The organism is Citrobacter sp. SX206, assembly GCF_024181025.1.
GTDB classification, from domain to species: domain Bacteria; phylum Pseudomonadota; class Gammaproteobacteria; order Enterobacterales; family Enterobacteriaceae; genus Citrobacter; species Citrobacter youngae.
Window position 1 is genome coordinate 2343497 of record NZ_CP049738.1, and the last position, 22742, is coordinate 2366238.

General features: G+C 51.4%; 21 protein-coding genes. 12 read left to right on the forward strand and 9 right to left on the reverse strand.

Translation table 11 applies throughout. The features are described 5' to 3' along the window. Window positions 1-49: 49 nt before the first annotated feature. The 6 genes from G8S19_RS11460 to clcB all read left to right on the forward strand — a co-directional run bounded on the left by G8S19_RS11460 (window position 50) and on the right by clcB (window position 6486). On the forward strand, window positions 50-358 hold the full coding sequence (locus G8S19_RS11460; protein ID WP_086523673.1) for a DUF1161 domain-containing protein: 309 nt from the start codon (window positions 50-52) through the stop codon (window positions 356-358). Between the two features lie 138 nt (window positions 359-496). After that, window positions 497-2935, forward strand: coding sequence for a selenate/tellurate reductase subunit YnfF (gene ynfF / locus G8S19_RS11465; protein WP_086523672.1), 2439 nt, complete (start codon window positions 497-499; stop codon window positions 2933-2935). A 10-nt stretch (window positions 2936-2945) separates the two neighbouring features. Next, on the forward strand, window positions 2946-3563 hold the full coding sequence (locus G8S19_RS11470) for a DMSO/selenate family reductase complex B subunit (protein WP_048211714.1): 618 nt from the start codon (window positions 2946-2948) through the stop codon (window positions 3561-3563). Between the two features lies 1 nt (window position 3564). Beyond that, window positions 3565-4419 carry a dimethyl sulfoxide reductase anchor subunit family protein gene (locus tag G8S19_RS11475; RefSeq protein ID WP_048211715.1) on the forward strand — a complete coding sequence of 285 codons (855 nt, stop codon included), beginning with the start codon at window positions 3565-3567 and terminating at the stop codon, window positions 4417-4419. Window positions 4420-4461: 42 nt separating this feature from the next. After that, a complete protein-coding gene (dmsD, locus tag G8S19_RS11480; RefSeq protein ID WP_253685201.1) occupies window positions 4462-5076 on the forward strand; it encodes a Tat proofreading chaperone DmsD in 615 nt (204 codons plus the stop codon). Between the two features lie 120 nt (window positions 5077-5196). Continuing rightward, on the forward strand, window positions 5197-6486 hold the full coding sequence (gene clcB, locus G8S19_RS11485; protein WP_124021770.1) for a voltage-gated ClC-type chloride channel ClcB: 1290 nt from the start codon (window positions 5197-5199) through the stop codon (window positions 6484-6486). Here clcB and bioD read toward each other — a convergent pair. The 3 genes from bioD to G8S19_RS11500 all read right to left on the reverse strand — a co-directional run bounded on the left by bioD (window position 6442) and on the right by G8S19_RS11500 (window position 9510). Next, a complete protein-coding gene (gene bioD, locus G8S19_RS11490) occupies window positions 6442-7137 on the reverse strand; it encodes a dethiobiotin synthase (protein WP_005121161.1) in 696 nt (231 codons plus the stop codon). The two genes, clcB and bioD, sit on opposite strands and share 45 nt — an antisense overlap. Window positions 7138-7261: 124 nt before the next feature. After that, the gene (gene mlc / locus G8S19_RS11495; RefSeq protein WP_048212588.1) at window positions 7262-8482 is read right to left on the reverse strand and encodes a sugar metabolism global transcriptional regulator Mlc; all 1221 of its coding nucleotides are present in this window, start codon (window positions 8480-8482) and stop codon (window positions 7262-7264) included. A gap of 128 nt (window positions 8483-8610) precedes the next feature. Further along, entirely contained in the window at window positions 8611-9510 is a 900-nt protein-coding gene (locus tag G8S19_RS11500) for a LysR family transcriptional regulator (protein ID WP_048211718.1), read from the reverse strand. A 107-nt stretch (window positions 9511-9617) separates the two neighbouring features. Here G8S19_RS11500 and G8S19_RS11505 point away from each other — a divergent pair, with 107 nt between their 5' ends. Beyond that, complete coding sequence (locus G8S19_RS11505; protein WP_048211719.1) at window positions 9618-10871, forward strand: MFS transporter; 1254 nt, start codon at window positions 9618-9620, stop codon at window positions 10869-10871. Window positions 10872-10906: 35 nt separating this feature from the next. Here G8S19_RS11505 and G8S19_RS11510 read toward each other — a convergent pair whose 3' ends face one another. Next, window positions 10907-11593, reverse strand: a complete 687-nt coding sequence (locus tag G8S19_RS11510) for a CPBP family intramembrane glutamic endopeptidase (RefSeq protein ID WP_253685203.1) — start codon at window positions 11591-11593, stop codon at window positions 10907-10909. A gap of 173 nt (window positions 11594-11766) precedes the next feature. Here G8S19_RS11510 and G8S19_RS11515 point away from each other — a divergent pair, with 173 nt between their 5' ends. The 3 genes from G8S19_RS11515 to G8S19_RS11525 all read left to right on the forward strand — a co-directional run bounded on the left by G8S19_RS11515 (window position 11767) and on the right by G8S19_RS11525 (window position 14924). Next, a complete protein-coding gene (locus G8S19_RS11515) occupies window positions 11767-13254 on the forward strand; it encodes a carboxypeptidase M32 (RefSeq protein WP_253685205.1) in 1488 nt (495 codons plus the stop codon). A gap of 137 nt (window positions 13255-13391) precedes the next feature. Then, window positions 13392-13832 carry an acid resistance repetitive basic protein Asr gene (gene asr, locus G8S19_RS11520; RefSeq protein ID WP_124021772.1) on the forward strand — a complete coding sequence of 147 codons (441 nt, stop codon included), beginning with the start codon at window positions 13392-13394 and terminating at the stop codon, window positions 13830-13832. Between the two features lie 270 nt (window positions 13833-14102). After that, window positions 14103-14924, forward strand: coding sequence for a serine protease (locus G8S19_RS11525; protein ID WP_124021766.1), 822 nt, complete (start codon window positions 14103-14105; stop codon window positions 14922-14924). A gap of 34 nt (window positions 14925-14958) precedes the next feature. On the opposite strand, the gene mdtI is transcribed toward G8S19_RS11525, so the two are convergent. Further along, entirely contained in the window at window positions 14959-15288 is a 330-nt protein-coding gene (mdtI, locus tag G8S19_RS11530; RefSeq protein WP_040233868.1) for a multidrug/spermidine efflux SMR transporter subunit MdtI, read from the reverse strand. Next, a complete protein-coding gene (gene mdtJ, locus G8S19_RS11535) occupies window positions 15275-15640 on the reverse strand; it encodes a multidrug/spermidine efflux SMR transporter subunit MdtJ (RefSeq protein WP_161958620.1) in 366 nt (121 codons plus the stop codon). Before mdtJ ends, mdtI begins: the two co-directional genes overlap by 14 nt. Window positions 15641-16048: 408 nt before the next feature. Here mdtJ and G8S19_RS11540 point away from each other — a divergent pair, with 408 nt between their 5' ends. Further along, window positions 16049-17083: an AI-2E family transporter gene (locus tag G8S19_RS11540; RefSeq protein ID WP_048211724.1), complete on the forward strand. Its 1035-nt coding sequence runs from the start codon at window positions 16049-16051 to the stop codon at window positions 17081-17083. Window positions 17084-17114: 31 nt separating this feature from the next. On the opposite strand, the gene G8S19_RS11545 is transcribed toward G8S19_RS11540, so the two are convergent. Beyond that, the gene (locus tag G8S19_RS11545) at window positions 17115-18311 is read right to left on the reverse strand and encodes a multidrug effflux MFS transporter (RefSeq protein ID WP_199969139.1); all 1197 of its coding nucleotides are present in this window, start codon (window positions 18309-18311) and stop codon (window positions 17115-17117) included. Between the two features lie 261 nt (window positions 18312-18572). On the opposite strand from G8S19_RS11545, the gene G8S19_RS11550 reads away from it, so the two are divergent. Then, window positions 18573-19424, forward strand: a complete 852-nt coding sequence (locus G8S19_RS11550; protein ID WP_253685207.1) for an aldo/keto reductase — start codon at window positions 18573-18575, stop codon at window positions 19422-19424. Between the two features lie 45 nt (window positions 19425-19469). On the opposite strand, the gene pntB is transcribed toward G8S19_RS11550, so the two are convergent. Further along, window positions 19470-20858, reverse strand: a complete 1389-nt coding sequence (gene pntB / locus G8S19_RS11555; RefSeq protein WP_005121173.1) for a Re/Si-specific NAD(P)(+) transhydrogenase subunit beta — start codon at window positions 20856-20858, stop codon at window positions 19470-19472. A 10-nt stretch (window positions 20859-20868) separates the two neighbouring features. Further along, a complete protein-coding gene (pntA, locus tag G8S19_RS11560; protein WP_048212589.1) occupies window positions 20869-22398 on the reverse strand; it encodes a Re/Si-specific NAD(P)(+) transhydrogenase subunit alpha in 1530 nt (509 codons plus the stop codon). Between the last annotated feature and the right edge of the window lie 344 nt (window positions 22399-22742).

The window sequence follows — 22742 nt, forward strand, 5'->3', positions numbered from 1 at the left end:
TTACACCAGAAATGCTAATCTTAGTTTATGTCGATCACGAAAGGAGTTGATGATGAAATACATAGCAGGAATTGCCGCGAGCTTATTACTGGTCGCTTCCCCGCAGATCCTGGCGGCACCCGCGTCATGTGAGCGCGTGAAGAGTGATATCGAGCAGCGCATTATTAATAATGGTGTCGCGGAATCCAGTTTCACGTTGAATATTGTTCCTAATGACCAGGCCGATCAGCCTGATTCACTGGTGGTCGGTCATTGTGCCAATGATACGCACAAGATCCTCTATACCCGAACTAACAGCGGTAACGCACCCGCAAACAGTAGCCCTTCTCAGGACGGTCACGTGGCTGAACCGCAATAAATTTTTACCCTCCGTTCGCGGAGGGTCACTCCTGTTTGATATGCATTAATAAGATTTATCTATAAATAGGTAGACTCAACTTCATTGTTAGCAAGCTAGTTATTTCGTTATAAAACAATATATATAACGAAAATTACAATGGAGTGGGTTATGTCTGAAGATGAGCAATATGGAGGTATTAGCCGCAGGACGTTAGTGAAATCCTCGGCTATAGGTTCACTGGCACTTGCTGCCGGAGGCCTGTCACTACCCTTTGGTATTCGTGCCGCTGCTGCTGCAGTACAGCAATCAGTGCAACCTGTTGAAGATAAAGCTGTCTGGAGTTCCTGTACGGTTAACTGCGGCAGCCGTTGCCTTTTACGTCTGCATGTGAAAGATGATGCAGTCTACTGGGTTGAATCTGACACGACCGGCGATGATACCTACGGTAACCACCAGGTTCGCGCCTGCTTGCGTGGTCGTTCGATTCGCCGTCGTATGAACCACCCTGACCGCCTCAAATACCCGATGAAACGCGTTGGCAAACGCGGTGAAGGTAAATTTGAGCGTATCAGTTGGGATGAAGCGCTGGATACCGTAGCCGGAAATCTGAAACGTATTTTGCATGATTACGGTAATGAAGCCGTTCACGTTCTTTATGGTACCGGTGTGGATGGCGGTAATATCACGAACTCCAACGTCCCCTACCGTTTGATGAATTCCTGTGGTGGCTATCTAAGCCGTTACGGGAGTTACAGCACCGCACAAATCAGCGCCGCCATGGGATACATGTTTGGTGCTAACGACGGTAACAGCCCCGACGATATCGCCAACACAAAACTGGTTGTGATGTTTGGTAATAACCCAGCCGAAACGCGTATGAGCGGCGGTGGCGTAACATGGTATGTCGAGCAGGCACGTGAGCGGTCAAATGCCAGAATGATCGTTATCGATCCACGCTACAACGACACCGCCGCAGGTCGTGAAGATGAATGGTTGCCTATTCGCCCTGGGACGGATGCTGCACTGGCCGCCGCTATCGCCTGGGTGCTGATCACAGAAGATCTGATTGATAAACCTTTCCTTGATAAATACTGCATCGGCTACGATGAAACCACTCTCCCCGCCAGCGCACCGCGTAATGCGCACTACAAGGCCTATATATTAGGTGACGGTCCGGACGGAATTGCCAAAACACCGCAATGGGCATCTCAGATTACCAGCATCCCTGCAGACAAAATCATCCAGTTAGCGCGTGAAATAGGTTCGGCAAAACCAGCTTACATCTGTCAGGGCTGGGGACCGCAACGCCATTCCAACGGTGAACAGACAGCCCGAGCAATCACCATGCTCTCTGTTTTGACAGGAAACGTGGGAATTAACGGCGGTAACTCCGGTATGCGTGAAGGGACCTGGGATCTGGGCGTTGAATGGTTCTCCATGTTAGAGAACCCGGTCAAAACACAGATATCGGTGTTCACCTGGACGGATGCTATCGATCATGGCGCAGAAATGACAGCCACCCGCGACGGTGTCCGTGGCAAAGATAAACTGGATGTGCCTATCAAGTTTATCTGGTGCTATGCCAGTAACACGCTCATCAACCAGCATGGCAATATTGCTCATACTCATGACGTTTTACAGGATGACAGTAAGTGCGAAATGATTGTCGGCATTGAGCACTTTATGACCGCATCGGCGAAGTACTGCGACATCCTGCTGCCGGATCTGATGCCTACTGAACAGGAAGATCTCATCTCACATGAGTCCGCCGGGAATATGGGCTATGTGATCCTCGGACAACCCGCTACCACACCTAAATTTGAACGAAAACCCATCTACTGGATGTTAAGTGAAGTCGCTAAACGCCTGGGCCCGGACGTCTATCAAAAATTCACGGAAGGCCGCACCCAACACGAGTGGGTGAAATATCTGCATGCCAAAACCAAAGAACGTAACCCGGAAATGCCGGATTACGAAGAGATGAAAACGACCGGTATTTTCAAGAAAAAATGCCCGGAAGAACACTATGTTGCCTTCCGTTCATTCCGCGAAGATCCTGCGGCAAACCCGTTGAAAACGCCATCAGGGAAAATTGAGATTTACTCTGAAAGACTGGCCACCATTGCCGAGACATGGGAACTCAAGCAAGACGAGATTGTGCATCCGCTACCGGCTTATGCGCCAGGCTTTGACGGCTGGGACGACCCCAAACGCAAAACGTATCCGCTACAGCTCACCGGGTTCCACTATAAGGCGCGAACTCACTCAAGCTACGGCAACATTGATGTTTTACAACAGGCATGCCCGCAGGAAATCTGGATTAACCCCGTCGATGCTCGTTCACGTGGTATTCATCACGGCGATACGGTACGGGTGTTTAACAGCAATGGTCAGATGCTGATCGCTGCGAAAGTCACACCGCGTATTTTGCCCGGCGTGACAGCCATCGGCCAAGGCGCATGGCTCAATGCTGATATGTTTGGTGACCAGATCGATCACGGTGGTTCTATTAACATTCTCACGTCACATCGTCCTTCTCCGTTAGCGAAGGGGAATCCATCCCACAGTAATCTCGTTCAGGTTGAAAAGGCGTAAGGTGTAACCCATGACGACTCAATACGGATTTTTTATCGACTCCGCCCGTTGCACCGGTTGCAAAACTTGCGAACTGGCCTGCAAAGACTTCAAAAATTTAACGCCTGACGTCAGTTTCCGCCGTATTTACGAATACGCCGGCGGTGACTGGCAGGAAGATAACGGTGTCTGGCACCAGAACGTTTTCGCCTACTACCTATCCATTGCGTGCAACCACTGTGAAGACCCGGCCTGTACCAAGGTGTGTCCAAGCGGCGCGATGCACAAACGTGAAGATGGTTTTGTGGTCGTGGATGAAGACGTGTGCATTGGCTGTCGCTATTGCCACATGGCCTGCCCGTATGGCGCGCCGCAATACAATGCCGCCAAAGGACACATGACCAAGTGCGATGGCTGTCATGAACGCGTTGCTGAGGGTAAGAAACCCATCTGTGTCGAATCCTGCCCGTTGCGTGCGCTGGACTTCGGCCCGATAGAGGAACTGCGTAAAAAACACGGCACCCTGGCCGCGGTTGCGCCGCTCCCTGGCGCGCACTTTACCAAACCGAGCATCGTCATCAAACCAAATGCCAATAGCCGCCCGACCGGGGATACCACGGGTTATCTGGCTAATCCGAAGGAGGTCTAAAATGGGAAGTGGATGGCATGAATGGCCGCTGGTACTGTTCACGGTTCTGGGCCAATGCGTGGCAGGCGCGCTAATCGTCAGTGGGCTGGGTTGGGTTGCCGCCAAAGACGATGTTGTAAGGCAGCGCATTGTTCGCAGTATGTTTTTTCTTTGGCTGGTAATGGGAATCGCATTCCTGGCCTCGGTTATGCATTTGGGGTCTCCGTTACGCGCATTTAACTCACTGAACAGAGTCGGTGAATCAGCGCTAAGTAATGAAATCGCCAGCGGTTCGCTGTTTTTTGCCGTCGGTGGTTTATGGTGGCTGGTCGCTTTTCTCGGTAAAATGCCTGCTGCATTAGGTAAAATATGGCTGCTGGTAAGCATGTTGCTGGGCGTGGTGTTTGTCTGGGCTATGACCAACGTTTACCAGATAGATACCGTACCGACCTGGTATAATGGTTACACTACGGTGGCCTTTTTCATGACCATGCTTCTGAGCGGGCCACTCTTTGCCGCCCTGCTGTTGCGTGCTGCTGGTGTTCCTTTTAATGCCAACGTGTTCGCGGGAATAAGCGTGCTGGCGTTACTGGTGAGTGCAGGTGTGATTGTCCTGCAGGGACTTTCCCTCGGCACAATCCACAGTTCGGTGCAATTCGCCAATGCGCTGGTACCTGACTACGGCCGCTTACAGGTGTGGCGCATCGTCTTGCTGGCCGCAGGTCTTGGGTGCTGGATATGCCCGCTTATCCGCCGTAAAAACCCGCATGCCGCTGGGCTGGCGTTAGGTTTAATTTTAGTCCTGGCCGGTGAAATCATTGGTCGTGGTTTGTTTTATGGTTTGCATATGACAGTCGGAATGGCTGTTGCAGGTTAACTCTCGGGTGCGGGGCAACCCGCACTGTTCAGGATTGTTTGCATGACCCATTTTTCACAATGTGACAACTTTTCAACCGCAGCGCGCGTTCTGGGCGCGTTGTTCTTCTATGCGCCAGATAGCGCTGAAGCATCTGCGATGGTCAGTGCGTTAAAAGCTGATGGCTGGCAAGCACAGTGGCTGCTGCCGGAAGCTACGTTGTCGCCACTGGCTGCACAAATGCAGACAGATAGCGATGAAACGCTCCCACAAGCCTGGCAACGTTTGTTTATCGGCCCCTACGCTTTGCCATCCCCGCCCTGGGGTTCGGTCTGGCTGGATCGCGAAAACGTGTTGTTTGGTGATTCCACGCTGGCATTACGTCAATGGATGCGCGACAACGGCATTCAGTTTGCGCTGCAACAGAATGAGCCAGAAGATCACTTTGGTTCGCTGTTACTGCTAACCGCCTGGCTTGCCGAAAATGGCCGCCACACCGAATGTGAGCAATTGCTGGCCTGGCATCTACTGCCGTGGTCGGCTCGCTTTCTCGATGTTTTTATCGAGAAGGCGGACCATCCGTTCTACCAGGGGTTGGGTAAACTGGCACGCCTGACGCTGGCACAATGGCAGTCGCAGTTATTAGTTCCGGTGGCAGATAAACCATTGTTCCGTTAATGTCACCCACGGGCAGGACTGTTCCTGCCCATTTCCCGCTGAGTTTCGCACGCTGAGCTTTTGCTTCTGCGGCTAATTACCCGCAAAATAAGCCGTCTGAATATTCCTGTCTGGCAACCCATGCATCGTTTACATGCTTATCCTGACCTACGCACTCTGTTTCGGCGTCTGCTGATCGCCGTGATGATTGGTATCCTTGCAGCCCTGGCCGTTGCAGGATTTCGTCATGCGATGCAATTGCTTGAATGGCTGTTCCTGAGTAACGATACGGGAAGTCTGGTCAATGCCGCGACAAATCTGCCGCCGTTCAGACGCATGCTGACACCTGCGCTCGGTGGTCTGGCGGCAGGACTCTTGCTCTGGGGCTGGCAAAAATTTAATCGTTTACGCCCACAGGCCCCCACAGATTATATGGAAGCCCTGCAGACTGACGGGCAGTTCGACGTCAGCGCAAGTCTGGTGAAATCACTGGCCTCTTTGGTCGTCGTGGCGAGCGGTAGCGCCATTGGTCGTGAAGGAGCAATGATTTTATTGGCCGCATTGGCGGCCTCATGCTTCGCACAACGCTTCACACCGCGTTCGGAATGGAAATTATGGATTGCCTGCGGGGCTGCTGCTGGTATGGCCGGTGCGTATCACGCTCCGTTGGCGGGTAGCTTATTTATTGCCGAAGTGCTGTTTGGCACGTTGATCCTCGCCTCATTAGGGCCGGTGGTTGTCTCCGCCGTCGTCGCATTGTTAACCACCAATGCGCTTAGCGACAGCAACGCGCTACTGTATACCGTTCATCTGACACGTGAACTGCATGTGCTTGAATATGTGATGATTATCAGCACGGGTCTGTTAGCCGGTCTCTGCGGACCTCTTTTTATGTGGCTTATGACCACCAGCCACAACGGCTTTTTGCGCTTAAAACTCGCACCACCAGGCCAGTTAGCCCTGGGCGGGTTGATCGTTGGCCTGTTGTCGCTACTCACACCTGCGGTCTGGGGCAACGGCTACAGCGTGGTACAGTCGTATTTACTCTCTCCGCCTTTGCTCGCCGTCATCAGCGGAATTTTCATTTGCAAATTGCTGGCCGTACTCGCCAGTAGCGGTTCAGGAGCCCCCGGCGGCGTGTTTACACCAACGTTGTTCGTCGGTTTGTCGATCGGTATGTTACTGGGTCGGGTATGGGGGTTCTGGCTTCCGGGGGCGGATGAAATAGCGGTACTGTTGGGCTTAACAGGAATGGCCACACTGCTGGCGGCGACGACCCATGCCCCCATTATGTCGACATTGATGGTCTGTGAAATGACCGGGGAGTATCGACTGCTCCCCGGCCTGTTGATTGCTTGCGTCGTGTCGTCAGTGCTGTCGCGAACGTTACGCCATGACTCTATCTACAGACAACACGCTGCCGAGCATTGACAGACGAATATACTGAGAAAGCTCGCGCTGCTCGGCACGTGGCAAATAAGGCAATTCACCCATCAACGGTGCCGGTAATTTTTTGCTTAGCACGTCGATGATTTCGGCATAATGCGCCAATCCGGGGTTAATACGGTTCGCTACCCAGCCAATCAACGGCAGCCCGTCACTGGCAATCGCCTGTGCGGTGAGAATGGCATGGTTAATACAGCCTTCCTGAATGCCCACCACCATCAGAACCGGGAGTTGCTCCTGTACTACCCACTCCGATAACGGACGCAGATCGTTCATCAGACTACGCCAGCCACCTGTACCTTCAACAACAACGTGATCAACCTTCTCACTCAGGCTTGCAAGTCCATTGGATAACAGGGTGTAGTTAACCGGACCACTATGCGCCACGCTGCTTTCGTCTTCGCTCAGCGCGATAGGGTTAATCGCCTCGTACGGCAGTTCGATGGATGACACACTTTGCAGCACCAGTGCATCTTTATTGCGCATACCCTCCGGGGTCTCTTTGCTGCCTTTGGCGACGGGTTTGTAACCCGCCACACGTTTACCCCCTGACGCCAACGCTTGTAGTAATGCGCGGGAAACCACGGTCTTCCCAACAGAAGTGTCTGTACCTGTAATAAAGAAACGCTTCAGCATCACTAACTCCACCGTATGCTCTGAAAATATAAGTCAGGAAAATAAAACAGTGGAGAAAGTCTAAAGTATGACGGCCAGAACCAGCTTGAGATAGCGCAATTTTTCGTACAACAGTTAAAAAATGTTAACCCTGTAATAGACGAATCAACAAAGAACCGTTATACATCGCGTCTTTAACGAGAGCGGCCCCCGCCATCGTCCCCTGATTAGAAAATTGCGTACTTTCGACAACAATGTGCTGGCTGTAGGCCGGAAGCGCCTGTTGACGAATGCTGTCAGCAATCGTCGGGAACAAAATGTCAGCAGCTTTACTGAGTGGAGATCCTATCAATATCTTTTGCGGGTTGAACAAATTCACCATGATGGCCAGGATACGACCGACATGTGTCCCAACGCCGTTAATAATATCTTTCGCCAATAAATCGCCCTGCATGGCCGCCTGACACAGTGCGTCTACCGTCAACGGTTGTCCGTGCAGAGAGGAGCTCATTGACTGCTTCAGTCGCACCTGCGCCAGTTCCAGCACGCTGTCGACGCTGGCGATCGTTTCCAGACACCCATGATTACCGCAGTAGCACCGTTTGCCGTAAGGGTCCACCTGCGTATGACCTATTTCGACCAGGCTGCTGCTGCCTGCATGCAGTAAATGACCATCAGTGATCACCCCTGCACCCACGTTGTGATCGATGACTACCTGAATAACATCACGCGCCCCGCGTGATGCACCAAACAGCGCCTCGGCCATGGTCCATGCGCTGATATCGTGCTGAATGTATACCGGCACGCCGGTATGCCGCTCCAGCGTTTCGCCGAGCGGCATCTCTTTGACGTCATCATAGAACGGCATACGATGTACGATACCGTTCTCTGTATCAATAATGCCGGGTAAGGTAATCGCGATGGAAGTTAGGCGTTCGAGTTTTTGCTGGTGACGAATAAAAAACTGATCGACTTGCGCAACAACCCGTTCCAGTAACGATGTCTCGCTGACCAGCGCCATTTCAAGACAATCCTCGACCACCAGTTTGCTGCTCAGATCGCGCAGCGCCAGGAAAATCTCGCCACGACTAATACGAATAGAAAGGTAATGCCAGGCTTCTGTTTCGACAACCAGCCCAACCGCCGGACGTCCGCGGTTACCGGCTTCTTTTATTTCCAGCTCCTGCACCAAATGCGCTTCCAGCATTTCTCGGACAATTTTGGTAATACTGGCAGGCGCCAATTGTGCCAGGCGAGAGAGATCAATACGCGATACCGGTCCCAGCTGATCAATCAGACGATAAACCGCGCCCGCATTGGTCTGCTTAATTTGATCGATATGCCCAGGCTGACTATCAGCAACCACCACTTACTCCCTTTATTTTCGCGCTCCGAAATAATCTGTAGACTATGGTGAAGCACTTCAATGGTTTCCGTCAACTTTTTGCTTAGCCTTGTGATTTACTGCACATTTTCGACCATTTTTAAACTAAATTAACCGCGCTGCACTGCAGCTAAAAGCTGCTGGCGAAAACGCTGCGCTGCGTGGCTTTGTTCATGATGCTTCGGCCACACCAACCACATTTCGGAGACCGCATCGTCTTCGGCAATAGGGATCCAACACATTTCATACAATTGCACCCGTTTAAAAGAGGCGGGCAAAATGGAAACCCCCAACCCTGCGGCCACCAGTCCAATGATGGTCATCGCCTCACCGACCTCCTGGGCGATGGTTGGTTTCAGATCATAACGGCGCATCAGGCCGAGAATATCGTCATACAACCCCGTTCCAACATGCGGATCAAAAAAGACAAACGGCTCGTTTGCCAACTCCGCCAGCGTCACCACCGGCTTTTGCGCCAGAGGATGTGCGCGTGGGATCATCGCCATCAGCGGCTCATGCAAAATGACCTCCCGCGCCAGCGTGTCCGGTAGTTGCGTATTGCGCAGGAGCCCTAAATCCAGTGTTCCCTCGTTGAGCGGGGCAATTTGCTCGCGCGTATTCATTTCACGGGTTTGCATATGCACCGCAGGATAGCATTGGCGAAAAAGAGACAGCGTATCGGACACGGCCTTAATAAACGGGGCTGATGACGTAAAACCGATGCGCAGTTCTCCCGACTCCCCCAGGTGTAATCGCTCAGCACGGGCGGCAGCCTCATTTACCAGACCCAGGATTTGCCGACTGTCCGCCAGAAACTGTTTTCCGGCAGCGGTAAGCGCCACGCTGCGGTTAGTCCGCGCCAGTAGCCGTGCACCCACCTGCTGCTCAAGAATCTGAATCTGCTGGCTCAACGGAGGTTGCGAAATATTCAGTCGTGCCGCTGCACGACCAAAATGCAGCTCTTCCGCAACTGCCACAAAGTAACGTAAATGACGCAGTTCGATATTCATATCTTTAAAATATTATTTGAGATTATTAATATATTAGACAGAATATTGTGATTTTCATACTCTTAAGGCTGGTCCTGTAGACGTAATTGGATGAGCAAGGATTTCAAGTGAGCCGTACAACAACTGTCGATACCGCGCCAACAAGCGATGTTGATGAACAGATAGTTACCCCGCCGGATGGTTTTATCAAACGCGGAACATCCCCATTTATGCGCGTCACGCTGGCGCTGTTTTCCGCCGGACTGGCGACTTTTGCCCTCCTCTATTGCGTACAACCCATACTGCCTGTGCTTTCGCACGAGTTTGGTGTCTCTCCTGCCAGCAGTAGTATTTCGCTCTCCATTTCAACAGCGATGCTGGCGATAGGGTTACTGTTTACCGGCCCACTTTCAGATGCTATTGGCCGCAAGCCGGTGATGGTTACCGCGCTGCTGCTCGCCTCTTGTTGTACGCTCCTTTCAACAATGATGACCAGTTGGCACGGTATTTTAATCATGCGTGCGCTGATCGGACTGTCACTGAGCGGCGTGGCGGCCGTGGGAATGACCTATTTGAGTGAGGAAATTCACCCAAGTTTTGTTGCATTTTCAATGGGCTTATACATCAGCGGAAACTCGATTGGTGGTATGAGTGGTCGTTTGATTAGCGGCGTGTTTACTGACTTTTTTAACTGGCGAATCGCGCTGGCGGCTATTGGCTGCTTTGCCCTCGCCTCCGCGCTAATGTTCTGGAAGATCTTACCGGAATCACGGCACTTCAGACCGACATCGTTACGGCCTAAAACGTTATTTATCAACTTCCGTTTGCACTGGCGTGACAGAGGACTTCCACTGTTGTTCGCAGAAGGGTTCTTGCTGATGGGGTCGTTTGTCACACTGTTTAACTACATCGGCTACCGTCTGATGCTGTCTCCCTGGGCGCTGAGCCAGGCTGTCGTCGGTTTGTTGTCTGTGGCTTATCTTACCGGCACCTGGAGCTCACCAAAAGCCGGTTCCATGACCACCCGTTATGGGCGCGGCCCGGTAATGTTGTTCTCGACAGGCGTGATGTTGTTCGGACTAATAATGACTCTGTTTACCTCGTTATGGCTGATTTTTGCCGGTATGTTGCTCTTTTCAGCCGGCTTTTTTGCGGCGCATTCCGTGGCAAGTAGTTGGATCGGGCCGCGAGCCAAACGCGCTAAAGGCCAGGCCTCTTCACTGTACCTGTTCAGCTATTACCTGGGCTCAAGCATTGCCGGTACACTAGGGGGTGTTTTCTGGCATAGCTATGGCTGGAACGGCGTGGGCGGGTTTATCGCACTGATGCTGGTGCTGGCGCTATTGGTTGGTGCCCGATTGCACCACCGTCTGCACGCATAATCAATGATGCCCGAAAACCGGGCATCATAAACGTCTCACGATAACATAAACGTCTGGGCGCTAATCTGCAGAGCAATTACCGTACCGTTCATCAAAATATGTAGCAAAATCGGCATCAGTAAACCGTTACTTTTCAGCCTCGCCAGGATCAAAACCTGGGACACAATAAACAACATCAATAACGTTCTCAGATCCACATACTGTGTATGCATCACGGCGAAAATAGCCGACACCACCACTGACGACAATCTTGTTTTATTATTGAACCAGTACTGAAAGGCATTGAACAGGCAGCCCCTGAAGATGATTTCTTCATACACGGGTGCAATAAATATCAGCGTTACACTGGATAACCAAAGCGCGTAGCTGTTCAGTGAGACCTGGCTTGTCACCCATTCTTCGGTCTTTCTGATCCCCAATACCCAGGGCAGGACCAGCTGCACAATCAGCAGCGCAACAAACAATATGGCAAACCACCTGGCGTTGAATGTTCCTTTGCCGAGACCGTCTCTTTTTCTAAAGAAAACGTAATACAACGGCACCAGAACGACGAATTCCAGTGTAAACAGCAGCGGGAAAAGTAATCCTTTTGCGAGCAAGTCGTGACTGTCAGGGAAAAATAATGGGGAAAATGTGAGGCCGAACATCAACAAAAACATAGAGAAACAGCCAGCCACCGCTTTTGTCCTTGCGATATATTCGTTACTGACTTCCTGTTGCACATCAGCTCCTTGGATAAAATGAAATGTTCTCGTTATCTGAACAATACACAACCATGATAAAAAGTATCATTATCATTTACAAGCTACCAAAATTCCCATGGCTATGATGAATGGGTTAATTTGCGAAATCGCGTTAGACTCTGAAATCTGGTCCAACAGAACGAGAACAAAAAATGAGTAACAGCGATAATTACCATCAACTCACCCGTACGTTCCAGCGCCTCTCTCGCTTCTCCCACCTCTCGGCAATAGCCAGTTGGGACATGTTTACCATGATGCCGCCTGGCGGTAGCAAAGCCCGGGGTGAAGCGCTGGCTGAACTGAGCGTGCTTGAACATCAACTGTTAACCGGTGCCAATGTGGCAAAGTGGATCGCCGCCGCACAGCAGGAAGACCTGAACGATGTCGAGCAGGCCAATCTGCGCGAAATGTCACGGCTACATCATCAAGCGTCCTTGCTACCCGAATCACTGGTAGAAGCGAAATCACTGGCGGGCAGTCGTTGCGAACATGCCTGGCGCAGCCAACGCCCGGCCAATGACTGGGAAGGGTTTGCTGAAAACCTGAAAGAGGTGGTTAAGTACAGCCGCGAAGAAGCCCGACTGCGTGCAGAAGCGAAAGGATGTTTGCCCTACGACGCATTACTGGATGTCTTTGAACCAGAGATGACCAGCGCCCGGCTGGATATTCTCTTTGCCGACATCAAGAGCTGGCTACCCGAATTGCTCAATAAGGTAGTGGCAAAACAATCACAACAATCGCTTATAGCCCCCACAGGTCCCTTCCCGACTGCAGTTCAGCGTGAGCTGGGCCTTGAAACCATGGCTCAGTTAGGTTTTGATTTTACCGCGGGACGCCTGGACATCAGTGCACATCCGTTCTGCGGCGGCGTACCGCAAGATGTTCGGATTACCACCCGCTACGATGAAAACGAACTGCTCAGCGCGTTATTTGGCGTCATTCATGAGACAGGTCATGCGCGTTATGAGCAAAATCTACCTCAGAACTGGTCAGGACAACCTATTGCCCTGGCACGATCAACCGCCATCCATGAATCTCAGAGCCTGTTCTTTGAAATGCAATTAGGCCGCAGCCCGGCGTTTCTGAAACGGTTAATTCCCGCAGTAACCCGACATTTTGGCAATCAACCCGCCTTTGAGGAAAGCAATTTCATCGCCTGGAACCAGCAGGTCAAACCGGGCTATATCCGCGTTGACGCCGACGAGGTTAGCTATCCTGCTCACGTGATCCTGCGTTATGAAATCGAGCGCGCGTTGATTAACGGCGACATTGAGGTCGATGATATTCCTGCCTTGTGGAATGAAAAAATGCAGGCCTGGTTAGGGCTCTCTACGATCGGGAACTACCGTAACGGCTGTATGCAGGATATCCACTGGACCGATGGCGGTTTTGGCTACTTCCCTTCGTACACATTGGGGGCGATGTATGCAGCCCAGCTTTTCAGTGCAGCTAACCGTGCCTTGCCAGGTTTAAACCACGCCATTGCGCAAGGAGATTTTAGCGCCTTGTTTGACTGGTTGCGCCAGAATATCTGGCAACATGGCAGTCGTTTCACGACCGAGCAGCTCATTACCCAGGCAACCGGAGAGCCGCTGAGCAGCCGCTATTTCCGCGCCCATCTGGAAGCCCGCTATCTGTAATCGTAAACCGTGAGTCATTGTACAAACGGTTACACGTCGAAACCAATGACTCACGGAAGCCCAGAGATTACAGCGATATAGTTATTTCAACGGCCCCGCAGTGGGGTTGAATGAAAAACCAAATCGAGGGTATGAGAATGAAAAAAGTATTAGCTCTGGTTGTTGCCGCTGCTATGGGTCTGTCTTCCGCTGCATTTGCTGCTGAAACAACTGCTACTACCGCTCCGACTGCTGCTGCGACCACGAAAGCCGCACCGGCAAAAACCACTCATCATAAAAAACAGCACAAAGCAGCTCCGCAGAAAGCGCAGGCTGCCAAAAAGCACGCTAAAAAATCCGCAGCTACACCGGCTGTAGAGCAGAAAGCTCAGGCTGCGAAGAAACACACCAAAAAAGCAGCAACCAAGCCAGCTGCAGAGCAGAAAGCTCAGGCTGCCAAAAAACACACCAAAAAAGCAGCAACTAAACCAGCTGCAACCAAACCAGCCGCAGAGCAGAAAGCTCAGGCCGCTAAAAAACACACCAAAAAAGCAGTAAAACACGAAACCGCTAAACCAGCTGCTCAACCGGCTGCATAAAACATCTGTAGTAACCATGGCATCCCCCATGCCATAGCATACGGCGCTAAATCAGTCTGATTTAGCGCCGCCTTTCGGAGGGTAAAATGGTGTCACATTACCGCTTTGAGTTCATTCTTATTACCCTGATAATTTGCGCTCTTATTGCCATGCATTTTTATCTTTCCTGAGTGTAGTTATCTGATTTTACTCCCACTTTCCCGCCGTCCCGTCTATAGTATTAACTGAGGGTTTGCTGTTAATAATCATAATTCCCCACCAGAGTGTGATATGCATAAAACCATTGCGGTATTACTGGGTTCAATTTGTCTATTTCCTGTCGTTGCACATGCGGAGCAGCCTGCAACGACCATTGCTGAAGCCGATAACATAAAAACGCTGTTTTTTGGTCATGATGATCGTGTGAGGGTGACTGACCCTACACAATCACCGTGGGACGCTATCGGGCAACTGGAAACCGCCAGCGGTAACCTGTGTACGGCTACGCTCATTTCACCTCACCTGGCCCTGACCGCCGGGCACTGCTTACTCACCCCACCAAAAGGCAAGCCGGATAAAGCCGTCGCGCTACGTTTTGTGTCGAAAAAGGGTATCTGGCGCTATGAAATCCACGGCATTGAAGGACGGGTTGATCCCTCTCTCGGCAAGCGTTTAAAAGCAGATGGTGACGGCTGGATTGTCCCACCTTCTGCAGCTCCGTGGGATTTTGGTCTGGTAGTGTTACGTTATCCCCCCTCCGGGATCACGCCGCTACCGTTATTTGACGGTGATAAAGCCGCGTTAACCGCTGCGCTAAAAGCTGCTGACCGTAAAGTGACTCAATCGGGGTACCCGGAAGATCACCTGGATGACCTGTACACGCATCAGGATTGCGTGGTAACTGGCTGGGCGCAAAATACAGTCTTGTCGCATCAGTGCGATACGCTCCCTGGCGACAGCGGCTCCCCATTGATGTTAAAGACAGATTCAGGCTGGCAATTGATTGGTGTGCAAAGCTCCGCTCCAGCAGCAAAAGATCGCTGGCGGGCAGATAATCGCGCCATTTCTGTGACGGGTTTTCGCGATAAACTCGAAGCACTGGCGAAGGAATGAGGCATGCTGCCCACGTTTGCGGGCAGCACGTAGATTAGGCAAGTTTGATCATTATCATTCCGGCCAGCAGCAAGGCGACGCCAATCCAGCCTTTGTTATTCAGGCGCTGACCAAAAAGCACCCATCCTGCGGCCAACGTTGCCGCGATCCCGAATCCTCCCCACAGCGCGTAGGCGACAGAAAGGTCGATCCCTTTTACCGCCTGGGACAGCGCACTAAAGGCCGCTAACACCGCCACCAGCGACAACACGCCATAAGCCTTACGGCGGAAACCATCGGAAAATTTTAAGAAGACGTTAGCAACGATTTCAAGAACGATGGCCATTCCAAGCCACGCGCCGTGAACCCACTCAAACTGCTGCATGGGTCACCTCCCTCCTTGCTTTTGCCGGCTTGCGGGTACCCGATTTGATCAACACAATGCCTAACACCAGCGAGACCAGTCCAGCAACTTTCATCGTGGTCAAGGTTTCGTCGAATAACAACACGCTAAACAGCGTAATAAATAAAATTCCGATACCTTCCCATAAGGCATAGGCCACACCAAGGGCGATTTTTTTAACGGCAAAACTGAGAAAAATATACGATAAGGCGATCATTACCAACATTAAAATAAAGCCCGCATTACCATGGCCTACGCTGGCCCATTTCATTGACAGCGTACCGGTAATTTCAGCCGCAATGGCCAGACCTAATAATATCCAGTAAAACATGATGCTTCTCCTGCTTGAGAATATAGTCCTTTGGGCCTACTGCATGCAGTAAACCAAAAAATAGAATCAGATAGCTCAGCGCATAACGCCAGCTCAGGCAGAAGAAGGGACTAAAGCGCGTTGCGCCAGTGTTGCTCACCCGCAAGCAAGAAAGTGGAGGAGGTACGAAGAAGTGTAGGTAAACGCAAAAACATCCTGAACGTATTGTCCATAATATTACAATTATCCGCAGTGTTGCTTCTCATCATCGCGGATGATAATTGTCCTCGGTAGTTAAACACAGATGATTTGTATCATAGGTTCAATGCGAACTCAAAATCTTTTCACTTCTTTACCCGACTCGTTTGATTTTTGTTATAACGGCTCGAGGCAGATCACATTATTATATTGATAAAAAACTCAGGGATTCACATGGCAAAACCGATCATCACGCTTAACGGCCTAAAAATAGTTATTATGCTCGGCATGTTGGTTATCATTTTAACCGGTATCCGATTTGCCGCCGATATCATCGTACCGTTTATTCTGGCGTTATTTATCGCCGTCGTGCTTAATCCCGTAGTACAGCGCATGGTTAAGCTCCGCATACCGCGTGTATTTGCCGTGTCATTGCTGGTTGTTATTATTGTCATGCTAATGGTGCTGCTTCTGGCTTATTTAGGTACATCCTTAAATGAGCTGGCACGGACACTGCCGCAATATCGTTCGTCATTGGTTATCCCACTGAAAAATATCGAACCGTGGCTACAACGTGCGGGGATCGGCGTTTCCGTAGACGAGTTGGTGAAATATGTCGATCCGAACGCTGCGATGACGCTGGTCACCAATTTATTGACGCAACTCTCTAATGCGATGTCCTCGATATTTCTACTGTTGCTGACCGTGGTTTTTATGCTGCTGGAAGTACCGCAACTCCCCGGAAAACTCAAACAAATGATGAGCCGCCCTCTTGAGGGAATGGCCGCGATCCAACGCGCTATCGACAGTGTCTCACACTATCTGGTACTAAAAACCGCCATCAGCATCGTCACCGGCCTGGTCGCCTGGGGCATGCTTGCCGCACTGGATGTCCGCTTCGCGTTTGTCTGGGGACTACTGGCCTTTGCCCTGAATTATATTCCCAACATCGGTTCGGTGTTGGCAGCGATTCCCCCTATTGCTCAGGTACTGGTATTCAGCGGTTTTTACGACGCGTTGCTCGTGCTGGCAGGTTATCTGGTGATTAACCTGGTATTCGGCAATATCCTCGAACCCCGCATCATGGGGCGTGGGCTGGGACTTTCTACGCTGGTGGTATTCCTGTCGCTGATTTTTTGGGGCTGGCTGCTCGGTCCCGTTGGGATGCTGCTTTCAGTACCGCTGACCATCATTGTAAAGATTGCCCTTGAGCAAACAAATGGTGGTCAAAGCATTGCCGTCCTGCTGAGCGATCTTAACAAAGAATAAGCGTATGCCCCGCTATCGCGGAGCTGTTCAACTACTGTTTGTCACGGAACACCAGTGCGGCGCTCATCAGTGTGAATAGCGCAATAATCCAGGCCATGGTCCAGGGGGTGCCGTCACTCAATCTCGCCAGCAGTAACGATGAGATGATGCCACTGCCATACTGTAATGAACCAATCAGCGCCGAAGCTGACCCGGCGATATTGGGGGCCGCATCCAGCGCGGCGGCCGTCGACGTTGCTGCAATGATCCCATTCATCGAAAACAGCAGAAACACAGTGATGATAATGGCAATAACCCCCCCTATTTCCAGCTTAACCAGCAGTGCCAATGCAACAGCAGCCAGTGTCGCCAACATTGTCGCGTACTTAAGCAACTGTTCTAACGCGTGCCGTTGCACCAGCCGGCGGTTGACCACACTCATCGCCATAACGCCGACAATATTTAACGCAAATAACCAGCCATAATGCTGCGGATCGACATGGTAATAGCGAATGTAAACAAATGGCGAACCGGTAATAAACGCATACGCACCCACGTAATAAAAGGTCAGACTCAGGGTGTAGCGCATAAATCGACCATTGGTTAATAGCGCGCGGTAATGATGGAATGCGCCAGCCAGTGAGGCTTTTACGCGTCTTTCTTCAGGGAGTGTTTCCGGTAACCACAGCAACGAGATAAACATCAGCACGCCAATGGCCACCAGTAACCAAAAAATAGAGTGCCAGGTGCTCAGTCGAATAATTTGCCCGCCAATCAATGGCCCTGCGATGGGGGCAATCGCCATAACCAGTACCAGGGTTGACAACATTTGCGCTGCACGAGTACGAGCAAAGAGATCACGAATCATGGCACGCGCCAGCATCGGTCCGGTACAGGCCCCCAGCGCCTGAAAGACCCGCCAGAAAACAATTTGCGTGATATCCGTGGACAGCGCACACCCCGCAGAACCGATGATAAACAGCACCATGCCGATGAACAACGGTGTACGTCTGCCCAGATGATCGCTGATCGGTCCCCAGATCAGTTGCGCAATAGCAAACCCCACCAAAAAACCGGTAACAGTAAGCTCCACATTGCCGTTTAAATCCCCCGCCATGGTCGGCATCGCCGGGAGGTAGATATCGGTTGAAAGTGAAGTAAAGGCCATCAGGCCGCTGAGGATGAGAATAAAAGAGAGACCGGTCTGGCTTGCAGCAGCAGCCGGCAGGCACTGTTCACGTGTACGCATAGCGTCCTGTTATCTTAGGAAAAGTCAGGTGGCAGTATATACGGGGTGAATGACAGTGATTAGATAGCCGAAGAAGCATAAGTTTATGAACGCCAATCATGAGTAACGCCCTCTCCCCGCTAACATATGCGACAACCTTCGCATTTTAGCCTGCTAAAAATGAATTTAGCTCATAGGTCTATGCTGATTTAACGGACTAATGGTGTGAACAGATTCTTGCTAATCTGCTGGCAATGCAAAAATGATGTTCAGGAGCGTTCCATGAATACAACGGTCTTAAATAACGGTGTTGAGATGCCTCTGCTCGGTTTTGGTGTATACCAAATGACCGAAGCGAACGAGTGTGAGCAAGCCGTGCGGGATGCCATCGAAACAGGATATCGCCTGATCGATACCGCCGCCTCCTATCTGAATGAAACTCAGGTCGGCAATGCGCTGAAACAAAGCGGCGTACCCCGCGATGAACTTTTCATCACAACCAAGCTGTGGTTACAGGATACCAGCTACGCTGGCGCGAAAGCTCAGTTTGCGCGTTCGTTGCAGAGCCTTCAACTTGATTACCTTGACCTGTATTTAATCCACCAGCCCTATGGCGACGTACACGGTGCCTGGCGTGCGATGGAGGAACTCTACGAGGAAGGGAAAATTCGCGCGATTGGCGTCAGCAATTTTCACCCGGACCGTCTGGCAGATTTGATGGCCTTCAACCGCATCATCCCGGCGGTGAATCAGATAGAAGTGAATCCCTTCCACCAGCAACCGCATGCCGTAGCCTGGATGCAGAGCCGCAATATTCAACCACAAGCCTGGGCACCGTTCGCCGAGGGGCGCAATGACCTGTTTCAAAATCCGACACTGGCCGCGATTGGTAAAAAGTACGGGAAAAGCATCGGTCAGGTAGTACTGCGTTGGATTTATCAGCGCGGAATTATTTCTCTGGCGAAAACCGTGCGTAAAGCGCGTATGACAGAGAATATTCAGATACTGGATTTTACCTTAACAACTGAGGAAATGACGCAAATCGCCGCCATGGACGCCGGGATCAGCGCATTTTTCTCGCATCGCGATCCGGCGCGCGTGGAATGGATAACCCAGCGTAAACTGGATGTTTAATAAAAAAACGGCCTCCGCAGAGGCCGTCTTACTTTTAAGCACGCATTACAACGCTTTCAGAATCGCATCCACGCTGGCTTTGGCATCACCAAACAGCATATGGGTGTTTTCTTTAAAGAACAGCGGGTTCTGCACGCCTGCATAACCGGTGTTCATTGAGCGTTTGAACACGATAACATTCTGCGCTTTCCACACTTCCAGCACCGGCATTCCGGCTATCGGGCTGCGCGGATCATCCTGCGCTGCCGGGTTCACCGTATCGTTCGCGCCAATAACCAGCACGGTATCGGTATCGGCGAAATCATCGTTGATTTCATCCATTTCCAACACGATGTCATACGGCACTTTTGCTTCCGCCAACAGCACGTTCATGTGACCAGGCAAGCGCCCTGCTACCGGGTGAATACCAAAGCGGACTTTGATACCACGGGCGCGCAGTTTCTCAGTGATTTCCGCCACCGGATACTGCGCCTGCGCCACCGCCATACCGTAGCCCGGGGTGATAATCACAGAATGAGAGTTTTTCAGCATTTCAGCGGTATCTTCGGCATTAATCTCGCGATGTTCACCTGCTTCTTCGGTATCACCGGTTGAGGACCCATCGGTGCCAAACCCACCCGCAATAACGCTGATGAAAGAACGGTTCATTGCCTTACACATAATGTAAGACAGGATCGCACCCGAGGAACCGACCAGCGCACCCGTAACGATCAGCAGATCGTTGCTCAGCATAAAGCCTGCCGCTGCTGCCGCCCATCCTGAATAGGAGTTCAGCATAGAGACGACGACTGGCATATCGGCCCCACCGATGGATGCTACCAGGTGCCAACCAAACGCCAGTGCGATAATGGTCATCACCAGCAGCGCCAGAACCTGCAGGCCCACGCTCTCGGTACGAACAAACACCACCAGCAGCAGGAAAGAAACCACCAGTGCCGCCAGGTTCAACTTATGGCGATTCGGCAGCATCAGCGGCTTAGATGAGATCTTGCCGCGCAGTTTACCAAACGCCACGATAGAACCGGTGAAGGTTACTGCACCGATAAAGATGCCGAGGAACACTTCAGTCAGGTGAATGTTCACCAGGATCGGTTCCAGACCGGTATCGTGATACAGGTAGCTGTTGAAACCAACCAGTACGGCGGCCAGACCGACGAAGCTGTGCAAAATCGCCACCAGCTCCGGCATCTCGGTCATCTCGACTCTTTTCGCCAGACGAATACCAATTGCACCACCAATGATCATTGCAACCAGAATCCAGGCGACGTTGCCGGTATCCGGGCCAAAAATCGTGGCAATCAGCGCAATCGCCATCCCGGCGATGCCGTAGTTGTTACCCTGTTGAGACGTTTCGTGTTTGGAAAGTCCCGCCAGGCTGAAAATAAACAGGATTGCGGCAACAATGTATGCAGCTGTAACTAATCCTCCAGACATATGTTACCCCTTAGTTTTTCCGGAACATTTTCAGCATGCGCTGAGTCACGGTGAAGCCACCGAAAATATTAATGCTGGCAATAAGCACCGCGATAAAACTCAGGAAACTCACCCAGCCGCCCTGGCCAATTTGTAATAATGCCCCCACGACGATGATCCCGGAGATAGCGTTAGTCACGGACATCAGCGGGGTATGCAACGCATGCGAGACATTCCACACCACGTAGTAACCCACCACGCAGGAAAGTGCGAACACCGTAAAGTGTCCGAGGAACTCTTTTGGCGCGACGTCGGCTAGCCAGCCAAACAAAATCACCACCAGCGCCATCAGCGCATATTTGCGCCATGGGGATGCAGGTTTTTTCTCTTCCTGTGGTGCAGGTGCAGCTTTAGGCGCCGCTTGTGGCTGAGCAGAAACCTGGATGGGTGGTGCAGGCCACGTAATTTCACCATCGCGAACCACTGTCACGCCGCGCACCACCACATCGTCAAAATCAACGGTGATGTTGCCGTCTTTCTCTTTGCACAACAGTTTCAGCAGGTTTACAAGGTTGGTGCCATACAATTGTGAAGACTGAGTCGGCAAACGTCCCGGCAAATCGGTATAGCCGATAACCTTGACGCCGTTCTCGGTGGTGGTCACCTGATTGGCAACGGTATACTCGCAGTTACCCCCGTTTTGCGCGGCGAGATCGACAATCACGCTGCCGGGCTTCATCGAATCAACCATCTCACGCGTGATCAGTTTCGGCGCTGGTTTCCCCGGGATCAGCGCGGTGGTAACGATGATGTCGACGTCTTTTGCCTGAGCGGCGAACAGCTCCATCTCCGCTTTAATAAACGCTTCGGACATCACTTTGGCGTAGCCATCGCCGCTGCCCGCTTCTTCTTTAAAGTCCAGTTCGAGGAACTCAGCGCCCATACTCTGAACTTGTTCTTTTACTTCCGGGCGCGTGTCAAAGGCGCGAACAATCGCCCCGAGGCTGTTTGCTGCACCGATAGCGGCCAATCCCGCCACGCCAGCACCGATCACCATCACCTTGGCAGGTGGAACTTTACCCGCCGCGGTAATTTGCCCGGTAAAGAACCGTCCGAACTCATGTGCCGCTTCAACAATTGCACGATACCCGGCAATGTTGGCCATCGAGCTTAAGGCATCCAGTGACTGCGCACGCGAAATACGCGGCACGGAATCCATCGCCATGACCGTCACATTTCGCTCAGCAAGCTTTTGCAGTAGCTCAGGGTTCTGCGCAGGCCAGAGAAAACTCACCAGCGTGGTACCCGAATTAAGCAACGGAATCTCAAACGCTTCTGGCGCATTGACCTTCAGGATAATCTCTGACTGCCAGACAGCATTCCCGTCAACAATTTCTGCGCCTGCTTGCACAAACGCCTTATCGTCAAAACTAGCCAGTTGACCTGCGCCGCTTTCAACCGCGACGCTAAAACCCAGCTTCAGCAGCTGCTCAACCGTTTTCGGTGTGGCTGCAACACGGGTTTCATTGGTTAACCGTTCTTTTGGTATGCCAATTCGCATAATGTTCCCTTCCATCTGTATTTTTGATGATGGTTTATCAATGTTCGCAAGAGGCATGCGCACACTCCCGAGAGAGCTCAGTGTTACCCCAATAAAATAAAACAGTAACAAACTCTGTATAAGCTACTGAAAATGACGCCTGTGATCTAGCGCCAAAAAACAGTATTTATTATGAAATTTGCAAAACAGGAATGAATTCATTCGCAAGCAGGGATAATGCCCTTTAAATAGCCCGCAAAGGCCGATAATTCGCTCAAGCGAAGCGGCAAAACATGATTAAGCGCCACCGTAGAACAATTGATTAACATTAAATTAACTTATGAAATTCAACTGCTTTATCAGTT